Origin of the sequence: Paracoccus ferrooxidans, from assembly GCF_029909815.1 — a bacterium.
GTDB classification, from domain to species: domain Bacteria; phylum Pseudomonadota; class Alphaproteobacteria; order Rhodobacterales; family Rhodobacteraceae; genus Paracoccus; species Paracoccus versutus.
The window spans coordinates 165039-184876 of record NZ_CP038198.1 but is presented as its reverse complement, the minus strand read 5'-3'; the positions used below and the strand labels follow the sequence as shown (position 1 = coordinate 184876).

The 19838-nt window shown below is 70.7% G+C and carries 17 protein-coding genes and 1 tRNA gene; 9 read left to right on the top strand and 9 right to left on the bottom strand.

Annotated elements, in window-relative coordinates:
* The first annotated feature begins 185 nt into the window (after positions 1-185).
* Positions 186-1565, top strand: coding sequence for an aminotransferase family protein (gene tpa, locus E3U26_RS00910; protein ID WP_499105163.1), 1380 nt, complete (start codon positions 186-188; stop codon positions 1563-1565).
* Positions 1566-1627: 62 nt separating this feature from the next.
* Positions 1628-3115, top strand: a complete 1488-nt coding sequence (pdxR, locus tag E3U26_RS00905) for a MocR-like pyridoxine biosynthesis transcription factor PdxR (RefSeq protein WP_114535725.1) — start codon at positions 1628-1630, stop codon at positions 3113-3115.
* Here the strand turns inward: pdxR and zapE are convergent, their stop codons facing one another.
* Together zapE and E3U26_RS00895 are read right to left on the bottom strand one after the other, a co-directional pair.
* A complete protein-coding gene (zapE, locus tag E3U26_RS00900) occupies positions 3116-4216 on the bottom strand; it encodes a cell division protein ZapE (RefSeq protein ID WP_036756733.1) in 1101 nt (366 codons plus the stop codon).
* Between the two features lie 72 nt (positions 4217-4288).
* A complete protein-coding gene (locus E3U26_RS00895; protein WP_499105161.1) occupies positions 4289-4894 on the bottom strand; it encodes a DUF6778 family protein in 606 nt (201 codons plus the stop codon).
* 204 nt (positions 4895-5098) lie between these two features.
* Here E3U26_RS00895 and E3U26_RS00890 point away from each other — a divergent pair, with 204 nt between their 5' ends.
* Positions 5099-6481 carry a coniferyl aldehyde dehydrogenase gene (locus tag E3U26_RS00890; RefSeq protein WP_499105160.1) on the top strand — a complete coding sequence of 461 codons (1383 nt, stop codon included), beginning with the start codon at positions 5099-5101 and terminating at the stop codon, positions 6479-6481.
* Here E3U26_RS00890 and E3U26_RS00885 read toward each other — a convergent pair.
* From E3U26_RS00885 to E3U26_RS00860, 6 genes are all read right to left on the bottom strand, one after another.
* On the bottom strand, positions 6478-7788 hold the full coding sequence (locus E3U26_RS00885; protein WP_499105159.1) for an MFS transporter: 1311 nt from the start codon (positions 7786-7788) through the stop codon (positions 6478-6480). The two genes, E3U26_RS00890 and E3U26_RS00885, sit on opposite strands and share 4 nt — an antisense overlap.
* A 193-nt stretch (positions 7789-7981) precedes the next feature.
* Complete coding sequence (locus E3U26_RS00880) at positions 7982-9502, bottom strand: hypothetical protein (RefSeq protein ID WP_499105158.1); 1521 nt, start codon at positions 9500-9502, stop codon at positions 7982-7984.
* Between the two features lie 178 nt (positions 9503-9680).
* Positions 9681-9756, bottom strand: a tRNA-Thr gene (locus tag E3U26_RS00875).
* 52 nt (positions 9757-9808) lie between these two features.
* Positions 9809-11551, bottom strand: a complete 1743-nt coding sequence (locus E3U26_RS00870; protein ID WP_243784459.1) for a heme biosynthesis protein HemY — start codon at positions 11549-11551, stop codon at positions 9809-9811.
* A 10-nt stretch (positions 11552-11561) separates the two neighbouring features.
* Positions 11562-13028 (bottom strand): COG4223 family protein, encoded by a 1467-nt coding sequence (locus tag E3U26_RS00865; protein ID WP_499105157.1) that lies wholly within the window; start codon positions 13026-13028, stop codon positions 11562-11564.
* Positions 13029-13156: 128 nt separating this feature from the next.
* On the bottom strand, positions 13157-13831 hold the full coding sequence (locus E3U26_RS00860) for a uroporphyrinogen-III synthase (protein WP_499105156.1): 675 nt from the start codon (positions 13829-13831) through the stop codon (positions 13157-13159).
* Positions 13832-13895: 64 nt separating this feature from the next.
* On the opposite strand from E3U26_RS00860, the gene tsaD reads away from it, so the two are divergent.
* The 5 genes from tsaD to E3U26_RS00835 are packed head-to-tail and all read left to right on the top strand — an operon-like array spanning position 13896 to position 18448.
* The gene (gene tsaD, locus E3U26_RS00855; RefSeq protein ID WP_499105155.1) at positions 13896-14966 is read left to right on the top strand and encodes a tRNA (adenosine(37)-N6)-threonylcarbamoyltransferase complex transferase subunit TsaD; all 1071 of its coding nucleotides are present in this window, start codon (positions 13896-13898) and stop codon (positions 14964-14966) included.
* Positions 14963-15907: an NAD(P)H-dependent glycerol-3-phosphate dehydrogenase gene (locus E3U26_RS00850; protein ID WP_036756759.1), complete on the top strand. Its 945-nt coding sequence runs from the start codon at positions 14963-14965 to the stop codon at positions 15905-15907. Before tsaD ends, E3U26_RS00850 begins: the two co-directional genes overlap by 4 nt.
* Positions 15907-16179, top strand: a complete 273-nt coding sequence (locus E3U26_RS00845) for a YciI family protein (RefSeq protein ID WP_072461924.1) — start codon at positions 15907-15909, stop codon at positions 16177-16179. The genes E3U26_RS00850 and E3U26_RS00845 overlap by 1 nt, the downstream gene beginning before the upstream one ends.
* A complete protein-coding gene (locus tag E3U26_RS00840; protein WP_036756762.1) occupies positions 16179-16604 on the top strand; it encodes an EVE domain-containing protein in 426 nt (141 codons plus the stop codon). The genes E3U26_RS00845 and E3U26_RS00840 overlap by 1 nt, the downstream gene beginning before the upstream one ends.
* Before the next feature lie 41 nt (positions 16605-16645).
* Positions 16646-18448, top strand: coding sequence for an ABC transporter ATP-binding protein/permease (locus E3U26_RS00835; RefSeq protein ID WP_499105154.1), 1803 nt, complete (start codon positions 16646-16648; stop codon positions 18446-18448).
* A 159-nt stretch (positions 18449-18607) separates the two neighbouring features.
* On the opposite strand, the gene E3U26_RS00830 is transcribed toward E3U26_RS00835, so the two are convergent.
* A complete protein-coding gene (locus tag E3U26_RS00830) occupies positions 18608-19147 on the bottom strand; it encodes a CAP domain-containing protein (RefSeq protein ID WP_499105153.1) in 540 nt (179 codons plus the stop codon).
* Between the two features lie 135 nt (positions 19148-19282).
* On the opposite strand from E3U26_RS00830, the gene lysM reads away from it, so the two are divergent.
* Positions 19283-19777: a LysM and BON domain-containing protein gene (gene lysM / locus E3U26_RS00825; protein ID WP_499105152.1), complete on the top strand. Its 495-nt coding sequence runs from the start codon at positions 19283-19285 to the stop codon at positions 19775-19777.
* Positions 19778-19838: the final 61 nt, after the last annotated feature.

Below are 19838 nucleotides of genomic sequence, written 5' to 3'. Positions count from 1 at the left end.
GCGGCGATGACTTCGCGCCCGCAGAAAGGGCAGCGGGAAAACCCGCGGCAAGGGCGCGCGACCCAGCCCGATTCGGCCCTGCTTGCGCCGAACTGGTCCCATCTATGGGCGCGATCTGGCTCTATCCCTTTTCCGCATTCGGGCGCAGTCAGGAGGAAACGCCCTTTGCCCGCAGGAGTCCGGCCATGACGCTCGATCTGAACCCCAACGACATGTCCCATGTGGTCGCGGCCGACCGCGCCCATGTCTGGCACCACCTGAGCCAGCACAAGCAATATGAGACCATCGACCCGCGCGTCTTTGTCGAGGGCAAGGGGATGCGGCTCTGGGATGCCACCGGGCGCGAGTTCCTCGATGCGGTTTCGGGCGGCGTCTGGACCGTGAACGTGGGCTACGGCCGCGAAAGCATCGCCGATGCGATCCGCGACCAGCTGGTCAAGCTGAACTATTACGCCGGCGCCGCCGGCACCGTGCCGGGCGCGATCTTCGCCCAGAAGCTGATCGAGAAGATGCCGGGCATGAGCCGGGTCTATTACTCGAACTCGGGCTCGGAAGCGAACGAGAAGGTCTACAAGATGGTGCGCCAGATCGCCGCGCGCCATCACGGCGGCAAGAAGTGGAAGATCCTGTATCGCGACCGCGATTATCATGGCACCACCATCGGCACGCTTGCGACCTCGGGCCAGGACCAGCGCGCCGCGGCCTATGGTCCCTTCCCCGACGGCTTCGTGCGCGTGCCGCATTGCCTGGAATACCGCAAGCAATGGGACGTGGAGAACTACGGCGAGCGCGCCGCCGACGCCATCGAGGAGGTGATCCTGCGCGAAGGCCCCGATACCGTCGGCGCCATCGTGCTGGAGCCGGTGACGGCCGGCGGCGGCGTCATCACCCCGCCCGAGGGCTATTGGCAGCGCGTGCAGGAGATCTGCCGCAAATACGACATCCTGCTGCATATCGACGAGGTGGTCTGCGGGCTTGGCCGCACCGGCACCTGGTTCGGCTATCAGCAATACGGCATCGAGCCGGATTTCGTGACCATGGCCAAGGGCGTCGCCTCGGGCTATGCGGCGATTTCCTGCACCGTCACCACCGAGCGCGTCTTCGAGATGTTCAAGGACGCGCCCGAAGACGGCATGAGCTTCTTCCGCGACATCTCGACCTTCGGCGGCTGCACCTCGGGGCCGGTGGCGGCGATCGAGAACATGCGCATCATCGAGGACGAGGGGCTGCTGGCGAATACCGTCGCCATGGGCGAGCGCACGCTGGCGAACCTGCGCGCGCTGATGGAGAAGCACGCGGTCATCGGCGACGTGCGCGGCAAGGGCCTGTTCTGCGGCGCCGAACTGGTCGCCGACCGCGCCAGCAAGGAGCCGATGGACGAGAAGAAGGTGCAGGCCGTGGTCGCCGACTGCCTGGCGCAGGGCGTCATCATCGGCGCCACCAACCGCTCGCTGCCGGGCTTCAACAACACGCTTTGCCTGTCGCCGGCGCTGATCGCCACGACGGACGACATCGACCGCATCACCGATGCCATCGACAATGCGCTGACCAGGGTATTTGCCTGACCCTTGATCCGCGGCGGCATTCGGGGGAGTGATGGACCCCGCCAGCCGCCGCGGATCACCCCATGCCGATTCCCCCCGACGCCTTCTTCCTGGACCACGCCGCCGGCCTGCCGCTTCAGGTCCAACTGCGGCGCCAGATCATCGCCGCGGTGACGGCCGGCCGCTTTCGCGCGGGCGAGAAGCTGCCCTCGACCCGCGCGCTGGCCCGGCACCTGGGCGTGGCGCGGGTGACGGTGGCGCAGGCTTTCGCCGAGCTGGTCTCGACCGACTACCTGGCCAGCCGCGACCGCTCGGGCCATTACATCTCGGACAGCATCGAGCGGCGGCTGGAGGCCGAGGCCCCCGCCCCGGCGACGCCGCGCTTCGACTGGGACAGCCAGATCGAGGGCCGCTTTGCCCGCGCCCAGCGCACGGATCGCGAACGCGACTGGCGCCGCTTTGCCTATCCCTTCGTCTACGGCCAGGCCGATCCGGCGCTGGTCGACCACGCCGCCTGGCGCGACTGCGCCATGCGCGCGCTTGGCCGGCGCGAGTTCGACAGCCTGACCGGCGATCTCTACGACGCCGACGACCCGGAGCTGGTCGACCATATCGCCCGCCAGATTCTGCCCCGCCGCGGCATCAGCGCCGGGCGCGACGAGATCCTGCTGACGATGGGGGCGCAGAACGCGCTGTGGCTGGTGGCGCAGGTGCTGCTGCGCCCCGGCGCCTCCTGCGCCGTCGAAGACCCCTCCTATCCCGGCCAGCGCGAAATCCTGCTGGCCAGCCGCGCCCGCATCCTGCCGGTTCCCGTCGATGCGCGCGGCCTGCCCCCCGACGCCATCCCGCCCGGCGTCGCCGCGGTCTTCACCACCGCCAGCCACCAGTGCCCGACCAATTCCACCATGCCGCTGGCCCGGCGCAAGGAACTGCTGGCCCGCGCCCAGGCGCAAGGCTTCGCCGTTGTCGAGGACGACTACGAATTCGAGATGTCCTTTGCCGGCGCGCCCTCGCCCGCGCTCAAGGCCATCGACCGGGCGGGGGCGGTGATCTATATCGGCTCCTTCTCGAAATCGGTGTTTCCCGGCGTGCGGCTGGGCTATGTCGTGGCCGATCCGCGCGTCATCGCCGAGGCCCGCGCCCTGCGCGGCATGGTGCTGCGCCACCCGCCGGGCCACATGCAGCGCACGCTGGCGCATTTCCTGTCGCTGGGCCATTACGACGCGCAGGCGAACCGCATGCGCCGCGCCTATGCCCGGCGGCGCGAGGTGATGCTGGCCGCCATCGCGCGCGAGGGGCTGCGGCTCGCCTCGCCCGAGGCGACCGGGGGCTCCAGCTTCTGGCTGGCGACGCCCGAGGGGGTGGATTCCTCGGCGCTTGCACTCCGGCTCAAGGCGCGCGGCGTGCTGATCGAGGGCGGCGCGGCCTTCTTTGCCCAGCCGGCGCGGGGGCGGGGCTTCTTTCGCCTCGCCTATTCCTCGATCTCGGCCGAGCGCATTCCCGAAGGCATCCGCCGCATCGCCGAGGCCCTGCAAGAGCAGGACCGGGGAGCGCCGCCGCCCGAGAGTTAGCTAGCCCCGGCCCCAATCGGCGTCGCGCATCTCGCGCAGCCGGCTGGCGGTGCGCTCGAACTCGAAGGCGCCCTCGCCCTCGGCGTAAAGCTGTTCGGGCTCGTCGGCGGCGCTGGCGATCAGCCGGACCCTGGCCTCGTAAAGCGCGTCGATCAGGGTCACGAAGCGCTTGGCCTCGTTGTAGTTCGATTGGCCAAGGCGGGGGATGGCGTCGATGAAGAGCAGGTCCAGCGCCTCGGCCATGGCCAGGTAATCGGCCGGGCCCAGGGGCTTGCCACAAAGATCCCAGAAGCCCGCGCGGCCGATGCGGCCGACATGCCGCGGGATCTCGACCTTGCGGCCCTTGATCTCGAGCAGCAGGGGCGCGGCCGCCGCGCCGCCGGTTTCCGCCTGCCACAACGCATCCATCTGCGCCCGCGCCGCCGCATCGGCGGGGATGAACCAGACCTGCCCGCCCTCGTCGCGATTCTGGCGGTGGTCGGTGGCGCTGGCCAACTCGACCACTTCCAGCCGCTCGCGGATCAGCGCGATGAAGGGCAGGAAAAGCTGGCGGTTGAGGCCGTTCTTGTAAAGATCCTCGGGCACCCGGTTCGAGGTGGTGACGACGGTCACGCCCTCTTCGAACAGCACCTGGAACAGCCGGCCGACGATCATCGCATCGGCGATGTCGGTGATCTGCATCTCGTCGAAACACAGCAGCCGCGCCTGCTGCGCCACCGCCTTGGCGACCGGGCGGACCGCGTCCTGCTGGCCGGTCTTGCGCACGCCCTCCAGCGCGCCCTGGATCTCTTGCATGAATTCGTGGAAATGCACCCGGCGCTTGGCGGCGACCGGCGCCGCCTCCATCACCAGGTCCATCAGCATCGACTTACCGCGGCCGACGCCGCCCCACAGGTAAAGGCCCCGCACCGCCGGCGCAGGCGCGGGGGCCGCGCCCCGCAACCGCGCGAGCCAGCCGTTCTTCTGCGGCGCGGGCGCCGGGGCTGCGGCCAATTCCCGCACCAGCCGGTCCAGCACCGGCAGGACGCCGCGCTGCGCCGCGTCGGGTTCCAGCCGCCCCGCCGCCACGCGGGCCTCGTAGAGTTCGGATACGCTTGCCATATCCGCCCCCTGCCAAAGAAAGGACCGGCCCGCAAGGGGCCGGCCCGGCAATTCCCATGAATTTCGTCGGGTTCAGCGGCCGCGGCGCTGGAAACTGCCGCGCGGATCGGGACCGCGGCCCAGCCAGTTCTGCGTCACCGCGGCGATCTGGTTCACGATCTGCACCCGCTGGGTCAGGCCCTTGGCATCGGCCTCGTCCCCGGCGCGGCCGACAAGGGCGGGAAGCTCGACCTTGACGAATTGCGGCTGGCTCAGCGCGGCGCCGCTGCGGGCGTCGAAAACCTGCACGGTATAGTGGACGTTGTGGACGCCCGAGTTCTGCAGCCGCTGGCGCACCACCGGGGTGACAGCGTGGAAACGCACGAGGGTGGCGACGATGCGCACCCCCGTCTTGCCTTTCAGCCCGGCGGCGCCCCGTTCGATGCCTTCCTCCAGGATGGCGGCCACCTGGGCGCGCCGGTCGCCCGCCGGCTCGCCATGCCAGACAATGTCGGCATTGGGCATGTAGCTGTTCGCCTCGGTGGTGGTCAGATCGTGGGGCACCGCGACCTCGACCGCGGCAAGGCGCCAGCCGACGGTCTGTGCGGGGTCAAGCTGTTCGTAAGCGGTTTCCCAGGTGCTGGCGCAGCCCGAAAGGCCCAGGGCCAAGCCAAGCGCCAGAAGCGCAGGTTTCAACATGGGGTGGTTCCTCGTTAAAATCGAATGAATGGAAGGCCGGCGACAGGCCGGCCGCTGAAATTGCGCCAGGGTCTTTGGGCATGATCGTGGCCTGGAAAATCGGATGGATCAGAAAAGCGCCTTTCGCAAACAGGCCGGCTTGCGCCGCCCTTAGGTCGCGGGAACAATCCCGCAAACCGATGGAAGGATAGTCCTGGTTTTCCAATGCGCAAGAGATTCGATTCCATACAGGCCGCCGCCCGCGCCGAACCCTGTCCCGACTGGCCCCTGCGTGCGGCAAGGCTGCGCGCCCTGCGGCAGATGCTGGACGAGAACCGCCGCCGCCTCGGCCAGGCCATCGCCCGCGATTTCGGCCAGCGCCCCCAGGCCGAGACCGACCTGGCCGAGATCTTTCCGGCGCGCGCCGGCATCCGCCACGCGCTGCGCCACGGCCGCGGCTGGATGCGCCGCCGCCCGGCGCGGACCGGGCCGTGGTTCTGGCCCGCGCGCTCATGGGTCCAGCCGCGGCCGCTGGGCGTGGTGGGGATCGTGGTGCCGTGGAACTATCCGCTGTTTCTCAGCATCGGGCCGCTGACCGATGCGCTGGCGGCCGGCAACCGGGTCATGCTCAAGCTGTCCGAACATGCCCCCGGCTTTGCCGAGGCCTTCGCCGAGGCGGCGGCGCGGCATTTCGACGCGGATGTGCTGGCGGTCGTGACCGGCGGGCCCGAGGTCGCGGCCGAGTTCGCCGCCCTGCCCTTCGACCATCTGCTGTTCACCGGCTCGGGCCGCGTCGGGCGGCAGGTGATGCAGGCGGCTGCGGCGAACCTGACCCCGGTCACGCTGGAGCTGGGCGGCAAGTCCCCGGCCCTGGTCGCGCCCGATGCGCCGCTGACCCATGCGGTGGACCGGATCATGACCGGCAAGCTGCTGAACGCCGGCCAGACCTGCATCGCACCCGATTACGTGCTGCTGCCGCGCGCCGGGATCGAGCCGTTCATCGCCGAGGCCCGTGCCTGGGTCGCCCGGCACTATCCTCGGCTGGAGGGGAATGTCGATTACAGCCGCATCATCAACGACGCGCAGTTCCGGCGCCTGGACGACTGGATCGCGCAGGCCCGCGACGCCGGCGCCGCCCTGCACCCGCTAAGCGACGCGGCCCCCGATCCCGCCAGCCGGCTGATGCCGCCGCTGATCATGACCGATGCGCAAGGCCCGCTGGCCGAGCAGGAGATCTTCGGCCCCATCCTGCCGCTGGTCCCCTATGACAGGCTGCGCGAGGCGGTGGACCACATCCTGGCCCGGCCGCGCCCGCTGGCCTTCTATCCCTTCACCCAGGACGACGAGACGCTGGCGCTGCTGCTGGGGACCATCGCGGCGGGCGGGGTGACGGTGAACGACACGCTGATGCACGTCGCCCAGCCCGGCCTGCCCTTTGGCGGCATCGGCGCCAGCGGCATGGGCGCCTGGCACGGCAAGGCGGGGTTCGACCGCCTGTCGCACCTGATGCCGGTGTTCCGGCAGGCGCGGCCGAACGGCGCCGGGCTGCTGGCGCCGCCCTATGGCGCGCGGTTCCGCATGCTGATGCGCTGGATGCTGCGGCTCTAGACGATGGACTGGTTGCGGGTCTCGGCCCGGATGAACAGCGTGCCGATGGCGGCCAGGAGCAGCAGCGCGGCAAAGACGCCGATGGCGACGCCGAAGCCGCGCGCCACGACATAGCCCATGAGCGAGGGCGCCAGCAGGCCGCCCACCCGTGCCACCGCGCTGGCCGTGCCCATGCCGGTGCCGCGCAGGCCGGTCGGGTAAAGCTCTGGGGTGAAGGCGTAAAGCGCCCCCCAGGTGCCCAGCAGCGCAAAGCTCATCAGCAGCAGCGAGGCGGCGACCAGCCAGGGACTGCCTGCGACGGTGAACAGGAAACAGCCCGCCGCGCTGAGCAGCAGGAAGACCTGCAAGGTGGGCTTCCTGCCCCAGCTTTCCACGCCATGCGCCGCCAGCGCATAGCCGGGCAGCTGCGCCAGCGCCATCAGCACCAGGAAGCCATAGCCGCGCACGAAGCCGAAACCGCCCTTGGCCAGCTCCGCCGGCAGCCAGACGAAGACGCCGTAATAGGACAGCGAGACCAGGAACCAGGCGGCAAAGATGCCCAGGCTGCGGTTGCGCAGCTCGGGGCCGAACAGCCGCGCCTCGGCGGTGACGGGCGGCGCGGTCAGGCGGGTGCCCTGCGGCAGCGCGCGGGCGCCGTTCGCGGTCAGCACCCGGTCCACGACCGCCCGCGCGCCGGGCTCGTCGCCCTTGCGCAGCAGGTACATCGGCGATTCCGGCACCCAGAGCCGCAGCCAGATGCCGATCAGCGCCGGCAGCGCGGCGACGGCAAAGATCCAGCGCCAGGGCTCGGCCGCGCCGGCCAGATGCGCGATCCAGGCGGTCAGGGCGATGGCGATGGTGCCGATGGCCCAGAACCCCTCGAGCCAGACCAGCCAGCGGCCGCGGTTCCTGGGCGGCAGGAACTCGGCCATCATCGCGTAGTCGACCGGCAGCGTGCCTCCCACCGCCATGCCGGTCAGGAAGCGCAGCAGCATCAGCGACCAGATGTCCGGCGCAAAGACCGAGGCCAGGCCGAAGACCGCATCGCAGCCCACCGTCAAGAGCAGCACGTTGCGCCGCCCGATCCGGTCGGCGATGCGCCCGAACAGCGTTGCGCCCGCGAACATGCCCAGGAAGAACAGCGTGCCGGTCTGCAGGGCCTGCGGCACGGTCAGCCCGAAACTGGCCGCGATCGAGGCGGCGGTGAAGCCGATAGCGATGACCTGCATCGCATCCGCCGCCCAGACCAGGCCGAAGATGCCCAGCAGCCGCTGCTGGAAACGGCCCGCGCCACCCTGGGTCAGGGCCTCGTCGATGGTCAGGTTCATGGGTCTTCTCCGCCTTGACGCCTGCGCCGCGGTCTTGCGGCGATCACCGCCATGTCCCACAGGAAAACGCCCGCCGACAAGCGGTTTTGCGCAAGGCGATGCGGGGCGGACGACGCAGGCATGAAAAGCGGGCATGAAAAAAGGCCGCCCCGGCGGGGCGACCTCTGGCGGGGCGGACGGGGCCGCGGGGCCGTCAGGCGGACAGGAAATCCTCGATCACCTGCTCGAAGCTGGCGGCAAAGCTGCCGCCCGCCGGGCGGCCGAACAGCGCCGCGCGCATCACCGTGCCGTGCAGCCTCTGGCCGATGGCGACGGTTGCGTATTCCACGCCCGGAATGCCCGGCACGCTGAAGGTCGCCATGCTTCCCCCCCGCGTATAGGCACGCACCATCTGCGCCGCATTGTCGATCTCGATCCCCACCACGAAGGCCTCGGGCGTGGCGGGCGCCCCCCCGAGATTGACCACGCGCGAGGTTTCCCCGTCGTGGTAATAGGCCTGCAGCTTGCCCTTGTTGCTGGTGATCGAGACGGGGCCGCCGGCGGGATTGGTCGCGAAAAGCTGCGCCACCCCGGAGTTGTGATGCTCGATCGCCAGGCGCAGGACGACGAACATCCCGCCGATGCCGCTGGTCGAGATCCCCGAGGCCTGCAGGAAGCCGCCGCCGTCGAAGCGGATGCCCGCGGGCGTCATGGCAATGGCCTGCCCCGAGCCGACCCGCGCCAGATCCCAGCCGCCATTGCCGCCGTTCACCAGCCCCGAGACGGCATCGGCCGTGCCGGAAAACGCGGAACCGGCGTGGAAATACCCCGCCGCCCGCGCGTAATCCAGGCCCGGCGCCCCCGGTTCGGCGACCGTCAGCAGCGCCGGGGCGGCGACGGCCGTGCCCGAGGCATTGCTCCAGTTGACCGCCAGCGCATATTCGCCGGGCTCGGACAGTTCCATGCTCAGCTGGTCCGGGTCGACCTGGTCGCGAATCGAGCTGTCGCCCAGAGTCAGATCCCATGCCGCGGCCGGCGGCGGCGCGCCCTCGGCCGCGCCCAGGTCCAGGGTGATGCTGTCGCCCAGCCCGGCCCCTTCGGGCAGCAGCGCGGGCTGGCGGGTGATCGTCGGGGCCACCGCGGGCTCGGGGGCGGAGGATTGCGCCTCGATCAGCACCGCGCCGCTTGCGTCCAGCAAGGCCGCCGGCTCGCCGCCCAGATAGATCTGCTGCACCCCCTGGAACAGGCTGCCCTCGATGGTGCCATGGATCACCGGCGGCGCGTCCCGCCCGTCCAGGACCAGCAGGTCGTTCGGGCGGCGCTGGCTTTCGGGCAGCGCGAGGTAGCGGTCATGGTCCGAAACCGTGATCAGCCGCGCCACGTTGCCCTCGCGCGCGGCCCGCAGGTTCTGCGCGCTGGTCCGCTCCAGCTCGCCCAGCGTCGTCGCCAGCGCCGAGGCCAGGAACAGCGATTTCACCTCGAACACCTTGGCGACATAGTGGTTGTAGCCCTCGATGGTCCAGGTCGTGCCCGCCCGCTCGCCCTCGCCGTTCACGATCAGATCCAGCGACCAGCCGCCCTGCGCATCCGTCGTCGTCTCGACCTTCTGCGTCACCACCCGCAGCCCGCCGTCGAATACGTCCGAGCCCTGAAGCGTCGCGACGATCTTGCCCGCCGCGATCGGCGCAAGCGTCGCATCCATCAGAACGCCCCTGACTGTGGCTTTGTTCGGCATCTCACCCTCTCCTCATCCGAATGGCGCCGCATTATCGGGGAGGGGAAAAGCCGTTGCGCCAAGGCCGGCTGCAACGGCCGCTGTCAGGGGATCAGGCCGGCAAAACGGGCAGGTCGCGGGGCGGAAACGCAAAAACCCCAGAGAAATCAGCGCAATGCGTCGATTTCTCTGGGGTTTCTGGTGCCGGTGAAGGGACTCGAACCCCCGACCCCATCATTACGAATGACGTGCTCTACCAGCTGAGCTACACCGGCCTCTCATGTGCCGCGCCGGATAGCAGGTTCCGGCGCGGGCGAAAAGGGGGGATCAGCGATTTTTCCCCGCAATCTTCACTTCTTCCCGGTCTATCGGCTCGACATCGGGGCGCACGGGCAGCAGATCGCCCTGGCCGCCAGGCGCCGGCCGGGGCGCCGGCTCGGGTGCTGCGGGCGCGGCCACCACCGGCTCGGGGTCGGTGACGGTCATCGCCGGCTCGGACCCGGCCACGGCCGGAGAGACGCGGCGATAATCCGATTCGCGCGGCACCATGCCGGGCGAGACATCGGCGATCTCGACCGGACCCGCGTCCTCGTCCGGCTTGCGCGGCTCGGGCTGCGAACCCACCGTGCCGGAGGTGGAGGCAGGGGGCGCGGCCGGCGTGGCCACCCCGGTCGCCCCCTCGCCATGCGCGGTGCCGACCAGCAGCGGCAGCATCTCGACCCCGTTCGAGGCGGTGGCGCCCCAGGCCGGGGTGTCCGGCTCGCGCCAGGTCAGCGTGTCGAAGCCGCCGCAGCTGTCGCAGGTCGGCGACCAGTCCGCCATGACGTTGTGGCATTTGTCGCAGACCCATTGCGGGCCGCGGCTGGCGACCAGCGCCCGCGCCAGGATGCCGCGCACCACCGCGTCGTCCGAACCCTCGCCCCGCTCGACGGCGGCCAGGATCGACAGCGAGCGCACCGTCGGATGCTTCTCGGCCAGGTCGCCGAGCGCGCGGCGGGCGCCGGGGAAATCCTCGGCCGCCAGCAGCAGTTCGGCGCGCAGCAGCCGGGTTTCCTCGTGCTCGGGGTTCTGCCGCATCAGATCCTCGAAGCGGCGCAGCCGCGCAGCCGGCTTTTCGTCCGGCACGATCTCGGCATAGGTCGCGGCGACCGAAGGATGCGGGCGCACGCTCCAGGTCTTTTGCAGCACCCGGCTGGCGTTGCGGGGATCGTTCTGCGCGATGTAGCTGCGCGCGGCCAGAACGGCGGCCGGGATCAGGTCGGGGCTGGCGCGGTTGGCGGAAATCGCCGCCTCGCGGGCGCTGATGGAATTGCCATGCGCCAGCACCTCGGAAGCCTCCTTCAGCGCCAGGACCGCGTCGCGGCGGACATGCACGTCCTTGGGCAGCTGGCCCTGCTGGCGCTTGTCCTTGAGCACGGCGCGCGCACCCTTCCAGTCGCCCTCGCGGGTCTGCAATTGCAGCAGCGTGTCCTGCAATTCGGTATGCTTGGGCTTCAGCGCATAGGCTTTCTCGGCCAGTTTCAAGGCGGTGGCGGTGTCGCCTTCGTCCAGTTTCTGGCGCATCAGCCCGCGGATGCCGACAAAGCGCGTCCGCTCGTCCGAGAGCAGGCGGCGATACACCTCGGCGGCCTTGCGGCGGTCGCCCGCGACCTCGGCGGCCTGCGCGGCCAGAAGGTCGGTGACATGCGGCTTGTCGAGAAGCTTGGCCGCCTTCGCGGCCTTGTCCTGGGCCAGCCTGCCCTCGCCCGAGGCGACGGCCAGCATGCCCTCGGACAGCGCGTCATAGCCCTTGCGCTCGCGCGAGCGGGCGAAATAGCGGTTGATCGCCGTCTCGTCGCCCAGAAGGAAGCGCATGAAGGCCAGAAGCAGCCCCAGCAGGCGCACGGTGATCCAGCCCAGCAGCACGACGACCAGCGCCGCGATGACAAGCTGCACCGGCCCCAGCGTGTATTCGGTGCCGCCATAGACCATGCTCAGGCCCTGGCCGGTTTCCGAAAGCTGCATCGCGCCCAGCGTCAGCACCAGCACGATGGCGAAGAAGATCAGGATTTTCAGTGCCGAAAGCAGCATGGCGCGCCCCTTACATGCTGCCCGCGGCCAGGGCGGCCAGCGCGGCATTGGCTTCGACCCAGGCCTGGGCCGCGGCAGTCCAGCCGGCCATCGCCGCCTGGCCGGATTGCGGCAGGGCGGCGATTTCGGCCAGCGCGCCCTTGATGTCGCCGGCATTCACCGCGGCATCGGCGCGCGACAGGATGGCGTCGGGATCGCTGCCCTCGCGCGGCTCGACCGAGCGGGCGCCGGTCTGCACGCGCAGGAAGTTCCCGATGGCCCCCAGCGCGCCGTCCTGCGGCGCCTCCTGGCGGGCGGCGGCCAGCGCCTCGCGCGCGGCGGCGGGAAAGCCGCTGCGCAGCTGGGCCAGCGTCGGCACCTCGCCGGTCAGCGCGGCCGGCGGCTCGACCCCGGCGGCGCGCAGGTCGGACAGCGCCTGGTCGCGGGCGCCCCCGGTCTCGATCGCGGCTTGCAGCGCGGCGGCAGCGGTGGCGGCCTGGGCGCGGCGGTTTGCCGCCTCGGCCGTCTCCTGCAATGCGGATGCCTGCGCCTGGGCGGCGGCGATGCGCTTTTCGGCCTCGTCCGCCGCGGCGGCGATGCGGGCTTGCAGCGCCTCGGCCTGTGCGGCCAGTTCCTGGACCTGCCCGGCCGCCGCCTGCGCGTCAGGGCGCGCGGCCAGCGCGTCGATGCGGCCTTGCTGCGCCGCCAGCCGCGCGGTCAGCTCGTTCAGCACCTGCTGCAGCCCGTCGCTGTTCTCGCCCGAGACCACGGGCGCCACCACGGGCCGCGCGGCCAGATCGGCCACGGCCTTTTCCAGCGCGGCCAGCTTTTCCTGCTGCGCCTGCAACGCCTCGGCATCGCCGCCCTGCGCCTCGGTATCGGCCAGGGCCTGCCGCGCCGCATCCGCACCCGCCTCCGAGGCACGGTTGGCAAAGGCCTCGGCCTGGGTCTGGATCTCTTCGCGCGCCGCCTCGACGGCAGCCTCGCGGGCGGCGGCGATCTGCGCCTCGGTCGGGGCGGGGTCGGCGCCCAGCGGCTGCCAGGCCGGCGGCAGATGCGGGATCGCCCACCAGGCCGCGGCGGCACCCAGGCCGGCGGCGACGACGCCGCCCAGGAAGGTCGGCATGAAGCCGGCCTTGCGCACCTCGACCACGCGGGTCTCGACCTTGGCCGGCTGGGGCTGCACGGGCGCGGCCTCGGGCTTGGCGACGGGCGGCACGCCGCCCTGCTTCACCTCGGCGGCGGGCTGGGAGGGGGCGGGCTTCGATTCGACCGCCGTCTTGCCGGCATCACGCTTGGGCGCGGCGGCTTCGGGGCCGGTGCCGGAACCGACCAGCCTTGATTCGACCTGCGGCTTGGGCTCGGGCCGTGCCGCCGGGGCGCCCTCACCGGCGCTGACCGGGCGGCTGTCGATGACCGAGCCGGAAACCGCCTTCTTCTTGCCGTCTTTTCCGGGGCTTGCCTTGTTCTCGCTGGAATTGGTTTCTGGCTTCTTCACAATTCTTCCCCGTTCCCTTTCGCATCGCGGCCCGGCTGCCACGGGGCAAGATCCGCCCCTTCCGCCCGCAATCATGATTGGCTCCCGCAGGCAGTCTAGTCGGCGGTGCGTGGCGCCTCAACCCGCCCTCATATGGATTGTTCCGTGGCCAGCAAGCGCTCGACGGCGCAAAGCACCCCTTCGGCATCCGGGGTGGGCGCCGGCACGCTGCGCGCGGCCGGGCCCTGCCAGGCCTGCTGCGCCGCGGCGCTGATCGGCGCCAGCCACAGGGGCGCGCGCGCACCCGCCGCCTGGCCGGACAGAAGCCGCGCCGAGCGGGGCGAGAACAGCGGCAGGATCACCGGCCTGGCCCCTGCCAGCGCCGCCCGCGCCGCCGCGTTCAGCGGTTCGGGCAATTGGTCATAGACCACCATGTCCGGCACCGGCAGTTCCTTGGCGACATGGGCGCCATGCGGATGCAGCCAGCCCTGCCCCAACCCCTTGAGCAGCGGCAGCATCCGCGCCGCGTCGCCGGGGCCCTCGGTCACGTCGAAGCCCGCCGCCCGCGCCGCCTCGGCCGTGGCCGGGCCGACGCAGATCGCCGGCCGCCCGCGCCCCGCCCCCGCCGCCGGCACGGCATTGACCGAGGTGAAGACCAGCCCCCGCGCCGCCGCCAGCCGCGCGGCATCATGCGCGACCGGCCGGATGCGCAGCACGGGCGAGATCAGCACCTCAAGCCCCAGATGCGCCAGACCTGCGGCAAATCGCCGCGAGGCCGGCTCGGGCCGGGTCAGAAGCAGGATGGGCGCGGGGTTCGGCGGCATGGCAATCGGCCTGACAAGATGCTACTCCCCCCTTGCCTAGGCCCTTGGCGGCGCGGGAACAAGGATGAGCATGGGACTGACCTTTCTGGGCATCGAAAGCAGCTGCGACGACAGCGCCGCCGCGGTGGTGCGCGACGACCGCAGCATCCTGGCCTCGGTCGTGGCCGGCCAGGCGGCGCTGCATGCCGATTTCGGCGGCGTGGTGCCGGAAATCGCCGCCCGCGCCCATGCCGAGAAGCTGGATCTTTGCGTCGAGGAGGCGCTGGCCCAGGCCGGGCTGCGGCTGTCCGACGTGGACGGGATCGCCGTCACCGCCGGGCCGGGGCTGATCGGCGGCGTGCTGTCGGGCGTCATGCTGGCCAAGGGGCTGGCGGCGGGCAGCGGGCTGCCGCTGGTCGGCGTCAACCACCTGGCCGGCCATGCGCTGACGCCGCGGCTGACCGACGGCATTCCCTTTCCCTATCTGATGCTGCTGGTCTCGGGCGGGCATTGCCAGTTCCTGCGCGTGGAGGGCCCGGCGGATTTCACCCGGCTCGGCGGCACCATCGACGACGCGCCGGGCGAGGCTTTCGACAAGGTGGCAAAGCTTCTGGGCCTGCCGCAGCCCGGCGGTCCCGCGGTCGAGGCGGCGGCGCGCGCGGGCGATCCGCGCCGCTTTGCCCTGCCCCGGCCGCTGCTGGACCGGCCGGGCTGCGACCTCAGCTTTTCCGGGCTCAAGACCGCCGTGCTGCGCCAGCGTGACGCGCTGGTGGCGGCGCAAGGGGGCTTGCACGAACAGGACCGCGCCGATCTTTGCGCCAGCTTCCAGGCGGCGGTGGCCGAGGTGCTGGCCGAAAAGACCCGCCGCGCCCTGGCGCTGGCCCCCGCTCCGGCGCTGGCGGTGGCCGGCGGCGTCGCGGCCAACGAATCCCTGCGCGCAGCCTTGCAGCGGGCCGCGGCCGAGGCCGGCGCGACCTTCCTGGCGCCGCCGCTGCGGCTTTGCACCGACAATGCCGCGATGATCGCCTGGGCCGGGATCGAGGCCTACCGGGCCGGCCGGCGCGACGGGATGGAACTGGCCGCGCGCCCGCGCTGGCCGCTGGACCAGGGCGCCGCGCCGATGCTGGGCGCCGGCAAGCGGGGGGCCAAGGCATGAGCGTGGCGATCATCGGCGCGGGCGCCTTCGGCACGGCACTGGCGGTTTCGCTGGCCAGCAAGGGCCCAGTCACGCTGTGGGGGCGCGACATCGGCTGGGCCGAGGCGCGCGAGAACCCGCGTCTGCCCGGCGTGACCCTGCCGCCGGCGCTGCACGTCACCGACCGGCTGGACGAGATCGCGGCCGAGACCGTGCTGCTGGCCCTGCCGGCGCAGGTGCTGGGCGGGTTCCTGGCCGAGCATGGCGCACGCTTCGACCGCCGCAACCTGGTCAGCTGCGCCAAGGGCATCGACCTGGCCACGCTGACCGGCCCCTCGGCGCTGATCGCCGCCGCCTGTCCGCAGGCGCGGGTGGCGGTGCTGACCGGCCCCAGCTTTGCCGCCGACATCGCCCGCGGCCTGCCCACGGCACTGACGCTCGCCTGCGCCGATGCCGGCACGGCCGAGGCGCTGCAACGCCGGCTCTCGACCGCCACGCTGCGGCTTTACCGCACCACCGACGTCACCGGGGCGGAGCTAGGCGGGGCGCTGAAGAACATCATCGCCATCGCCGCCGGCGCCGCCATCGGCGCGGGCTATGGCGACAGCGCGCGCGCCAGCATCGTGACGCGCGGCTTTGCCGAGATGCTGCGCCTGGCCACCGCGCTCGGCGCCCGGCCCGAGACGCTGCCGGGCCTGTCGGGCCTGGGCGACCTGGTGCTGACCTGCACCTCGGAACAATCGCGCAACTTCCGCTATGGGCTGGCGCTGGGGACGGGGCGCGACTTCGCCGCCGGCACCACGGTCGAGGGTGCCGCCACCGCCCGCGCCGTCACCCGGCTGGCCGAAAGGCTGGGGATCGAGATGCCAATCTCGAATCTGGTCGCGGGGCTTGCCCAAGGCAGCATCGCCATGGAACATGCGCTGGATTTTCTGCTCAACCGCCCGCTCAAGGAGGAATGATGCCCCTTTTCGCCGTCATCTGCCGCGACCATCCCGGCAAGCTGCAAACCCGTCTCGACACCCGCGAAAGCCACCTGGCCTTCCTGGGCGCGCAGCCCGGCGTCAAGCTGGCCGGCCCCCTGATCGAGAACGGCCAGCCCTGCGGCTCGCTGCTGGTGGTCGAGGGCGACGGCTTGACAGAGGTCAAGGAATGGGCGGCGCAGGATCCCTACAACGCGGCCGGACTGTTCGCCTCGGTCGAGGTGATCGAGTGGAAGAAGGTAATCGGCTGATGGCGCATTGGCTGTTCAAATCCGAGCCGGACGTCTTCAGCTTCGACGACCTGATCGCCAGGGGCGAGACGGGCGAGCAATGGGACGGCGTGCGCAACTACCAGGCCCGCAACAACATGCGTGCCATGAAGAAGGGCGAGCGCGGCTTCTTCTATCACTCGAACATCGGCAAGGAGATCGTCGGCATCTGCGAGGTGGTGGCCGAGGCGCATCCCGACACGACCGCCGCCGACCCGAAATGGGAATGCGTCGATGTCCGCGCCGTCGCCCGCATCAAGCGCCCGATCTCGCTGGACGAGGCCAAGGCCGAGCCGCGGCTGAAGGACATGGTGCTGGTCAATAATTCGCGCCTCTCGGTGCAGCCGGTCTCGGATGCGGAATGGGAGATCATTCTGGAGCTGGCCGGCGGCAGCGAGCCGCTGTGAACGCGCCATCAGGCAGCCAACCGGCCACCCAGGGAGGACATATGGCACGCGGACCCAAACCCATCGTGGATCGGCCGACGACGAAACGCATCGGCGCGCTGCGGGCGCTCTGGCCCTTCCTGCGCCCCTATCGCGGGCTGCTGGCCGCGGCGCTGGTCGCGCTGGCGGTGACGGCGGCGATCAGCCTGGTCCTGCCGCTGGCGGTGCGTCGGGTGGTGGACGGGTTCGACGCCGGCGCACATCTGCTGGACCAGTATTTCGGCGCGGCGCTGGCCATCGTGGCGCTGCTCGCGCTGGGGACGGGGATGCGCTACTACCTCGTCACCCGGCTGGGCGAGCGGGTGGTGGCCGACATCCGCAAGGCCGTGTTCAGCCGCGTCATCGCCATGAGCCCGGCCTTCTACGAGCGCGTGCTGACCGGCGAGATCATCAGCCGCATCACCACCGACACCACGCTGATCCAGTCGGTGATCGGCTCTTCCGTCTCGATCGCGCTGCGCAACTTCCTGATCCTGGTCGGCGGCATGGTGATGCTGGTCTGGACCTCGGCCAAGCTGTCGGGGCTGGTGCTGCTGCTGGTGCCGCTGGTCGTGGTGCCCATCGTCGTGCTGGGCCGGCGGCTGCGCAAGCTGTCGCGCGAGAACCAGGACTGGATCGCGCTGTCCTCGGGTGCGGCATCGGAAAGCCTGCTTTCGGCGCAGACCGTGCAGGCCTTCACCCAAGAGGGGCCGACGCGGGCGCGCTTCGACGACGTAACCGAGCGGTCCTATGATTCGGCGCTGAACCGGGTCAGGACACGGACGGTGATGACGGTGATCGTCATCTTCCTGATCTTCTCGGGCGTGCTGGGGGTGCTGTGGATCGGCGCCCGCGACGTGCGGCTGGAGATCATGACCGTGGGCGAGCTGGTGCAGTTCGTCATCTACGCCGTGCTGGTCGCCGGCGCCGTGGGCGCACTGTCCGAGATCTGGGGCGAATTGCAGCGCGCCGCCGGCGCGACCGAGCGGCTGACGGAACTGCTGTCCGCGCAGGACATGCTGGCCGATCCGCCCCAGCCCCTGGCCCTGCCCCGGCCGGTCAGGGGCGCGATCCGGCTTGAGGACGTGACCTTCCACTATCCCTCGCGCCCCGACCGCTCGGCGCTGGAGGGGGTCACGCTGGACATCCGCCCCGGCGAGACGGTGGCACTGGTCGGGCCTTCGGGTGCCGGCAAGACCACGGTGATCCAGCTGCTGCTGCGCTTCTGGGATCCCGATTCCGGGGCGGTGCGCATCGACGACATCGACCTGCGCGACATGGCGCGGGGCGATTTCCGCCAAGCCATCGCGCTGGTGCCGCAGGATCCGGTGATCTTTGCCGCCACCGCGCGCGAGAACATCCGCTTCGGCCGGCCCGACGCCTCGGATGCCGAGGTCGAGGCCGCCGCCCGCGCCGCCCATGCTGACGAGTTCCTGAACCTGCTGCCCGAAGGCTATGACAGTTTCGTCGGCGAGCGCGGCGTGATGCTGTCGGGCGGGCAGAAGCAGCGCATCGCCATCGCCCGCGCCATCCTGCGCGACGCGCCGATCCTGCTTCTGGACGAGGCGACCTCGGCGCTGGACGCCGAATCCGAGCGGCTGGTGCAGCATGCGGTGGACGAACTGGCGCGCACCCGCACCACGATCATCATCGCGCACCGGCTGGCCACGGTGAAGAAGGCCGACCGCATCGTCGTCTTCGACCATGGCCGCATCGTGGCCCAGGGCCGGCACGAGGAACTGGTGGCGCAGGGCGGCCTCTACGCCCGGCTGGCGCGGCTGCAATTCACCGAAGGCGCCATGGAAGCGGCGGAAGGCGTCGCCTGACGGGCGGCGGGCGCGAGCAGAAATCGCGGCCCGGCCCCGACTGCGGGCCGCCCTGAACAGGCAACGGACGACGCGACCCCGCCCCCGGCAGGTGCCAACCCGTCCCGGCAGGTGCCTCGGGGACGCAGGACGCCGCGAAGGGCCTCAGCGTGCCGGTGCTCAGCGCGGCGCGCTATAGACCGCTGCCCAGAAGACGGTCTTGCCATCCGCTCCCAGCGCCTTGCCGATGCCGTAATGGCGGGTCTGCGGGATCAGGATATTGGCCAGGTGCCCGCTGGAACGCGCCCATTCCACCAGCACGCGGTCCTGCCCCCAGGGACCGGCGGCGATGTTCTCGGCCGCGATGCTGGGGCGGTAGCCTTCCTTCTTTAGCCGCTGCATCGGCCCCTTGGTCTTGCTGCCCTGATGCGACATCACCCCGCGCTTGGCCATGTCGCAGGCATGGCGCGCCGCGGCCTCGGCCAGGTCGCGGTTCGATCGCAGCGGCGCCAGGCCGCGCGCCTGGCGCGTGGCATTGGTGGCGCGGACCGCTGCCTCATTTTCGCGCATCGAGGTCTGGAAGCAGGTGACGGTTCCCGGACGGACCGCATCCCCCGCGACGGACTTCGTCGAGATTCGCACCCCGTCCTCGGCCAGGGCGGGCAGCGCCACCAGGCCAAGAAAAGACGCCAGGATCAGTGATTTGCAGGATTTGTTCAACTTCTCTATCCCCTAAGACCTGCGAAAATTAGGGATCGGGCGGGCATTCCTCAACCTCCGATTGCTGAAATTTGTCTGGAACCGCCGCTTTCGGCGAATCGTTGCCGCCCCAGACACCGCCTGAAAGGAGAGATCATGGCTATCTGGGATTTCGTGAAGGACGCCGGCAAATCGCTTTTCGGATCCGAGGCCGAGGCGCTGGAAGCACCCGCCGCTGCCCAAGCCCCGCAAAGCGACACCGACCGCAAGGTGGCCGCGCTCAAGGCGGAGCTGTCCGCCCTGCGCCTGACGGGCAAGGACGTGCATCTGACGCTGCGCGGCGACACCGTGGTCATCTCGGGCAAGGCGCGCGACCAGGAAACCCTGGAAAAGCTGATCCTGGCGGTCGGCAACATCAAGGGCATCGCCCATGTCGAGCTGGCCGAGGGCGCCGGCACCGAAGCCCCCGCAGCAGCGGCGGCGCAGCCCCTGTTCCATACCGTCAAGAAGGGCGAGACGCTTTCGGCCATCGCGCAGCAATACCTGGGCAAGGCCAGCCGCTACCCCGAGATCTTCGAGGCCAACAAGCCCATGCTCAGCCATCCTGACAAGATCTATCCCGGCCAGACCCTGCGCATCCCGCAGGGCTGATCCCAGGGCTGAACCCAGGGCGCGACGCTGCGTTTTGGCCCCGGCGTGGCGTCGCGGAATG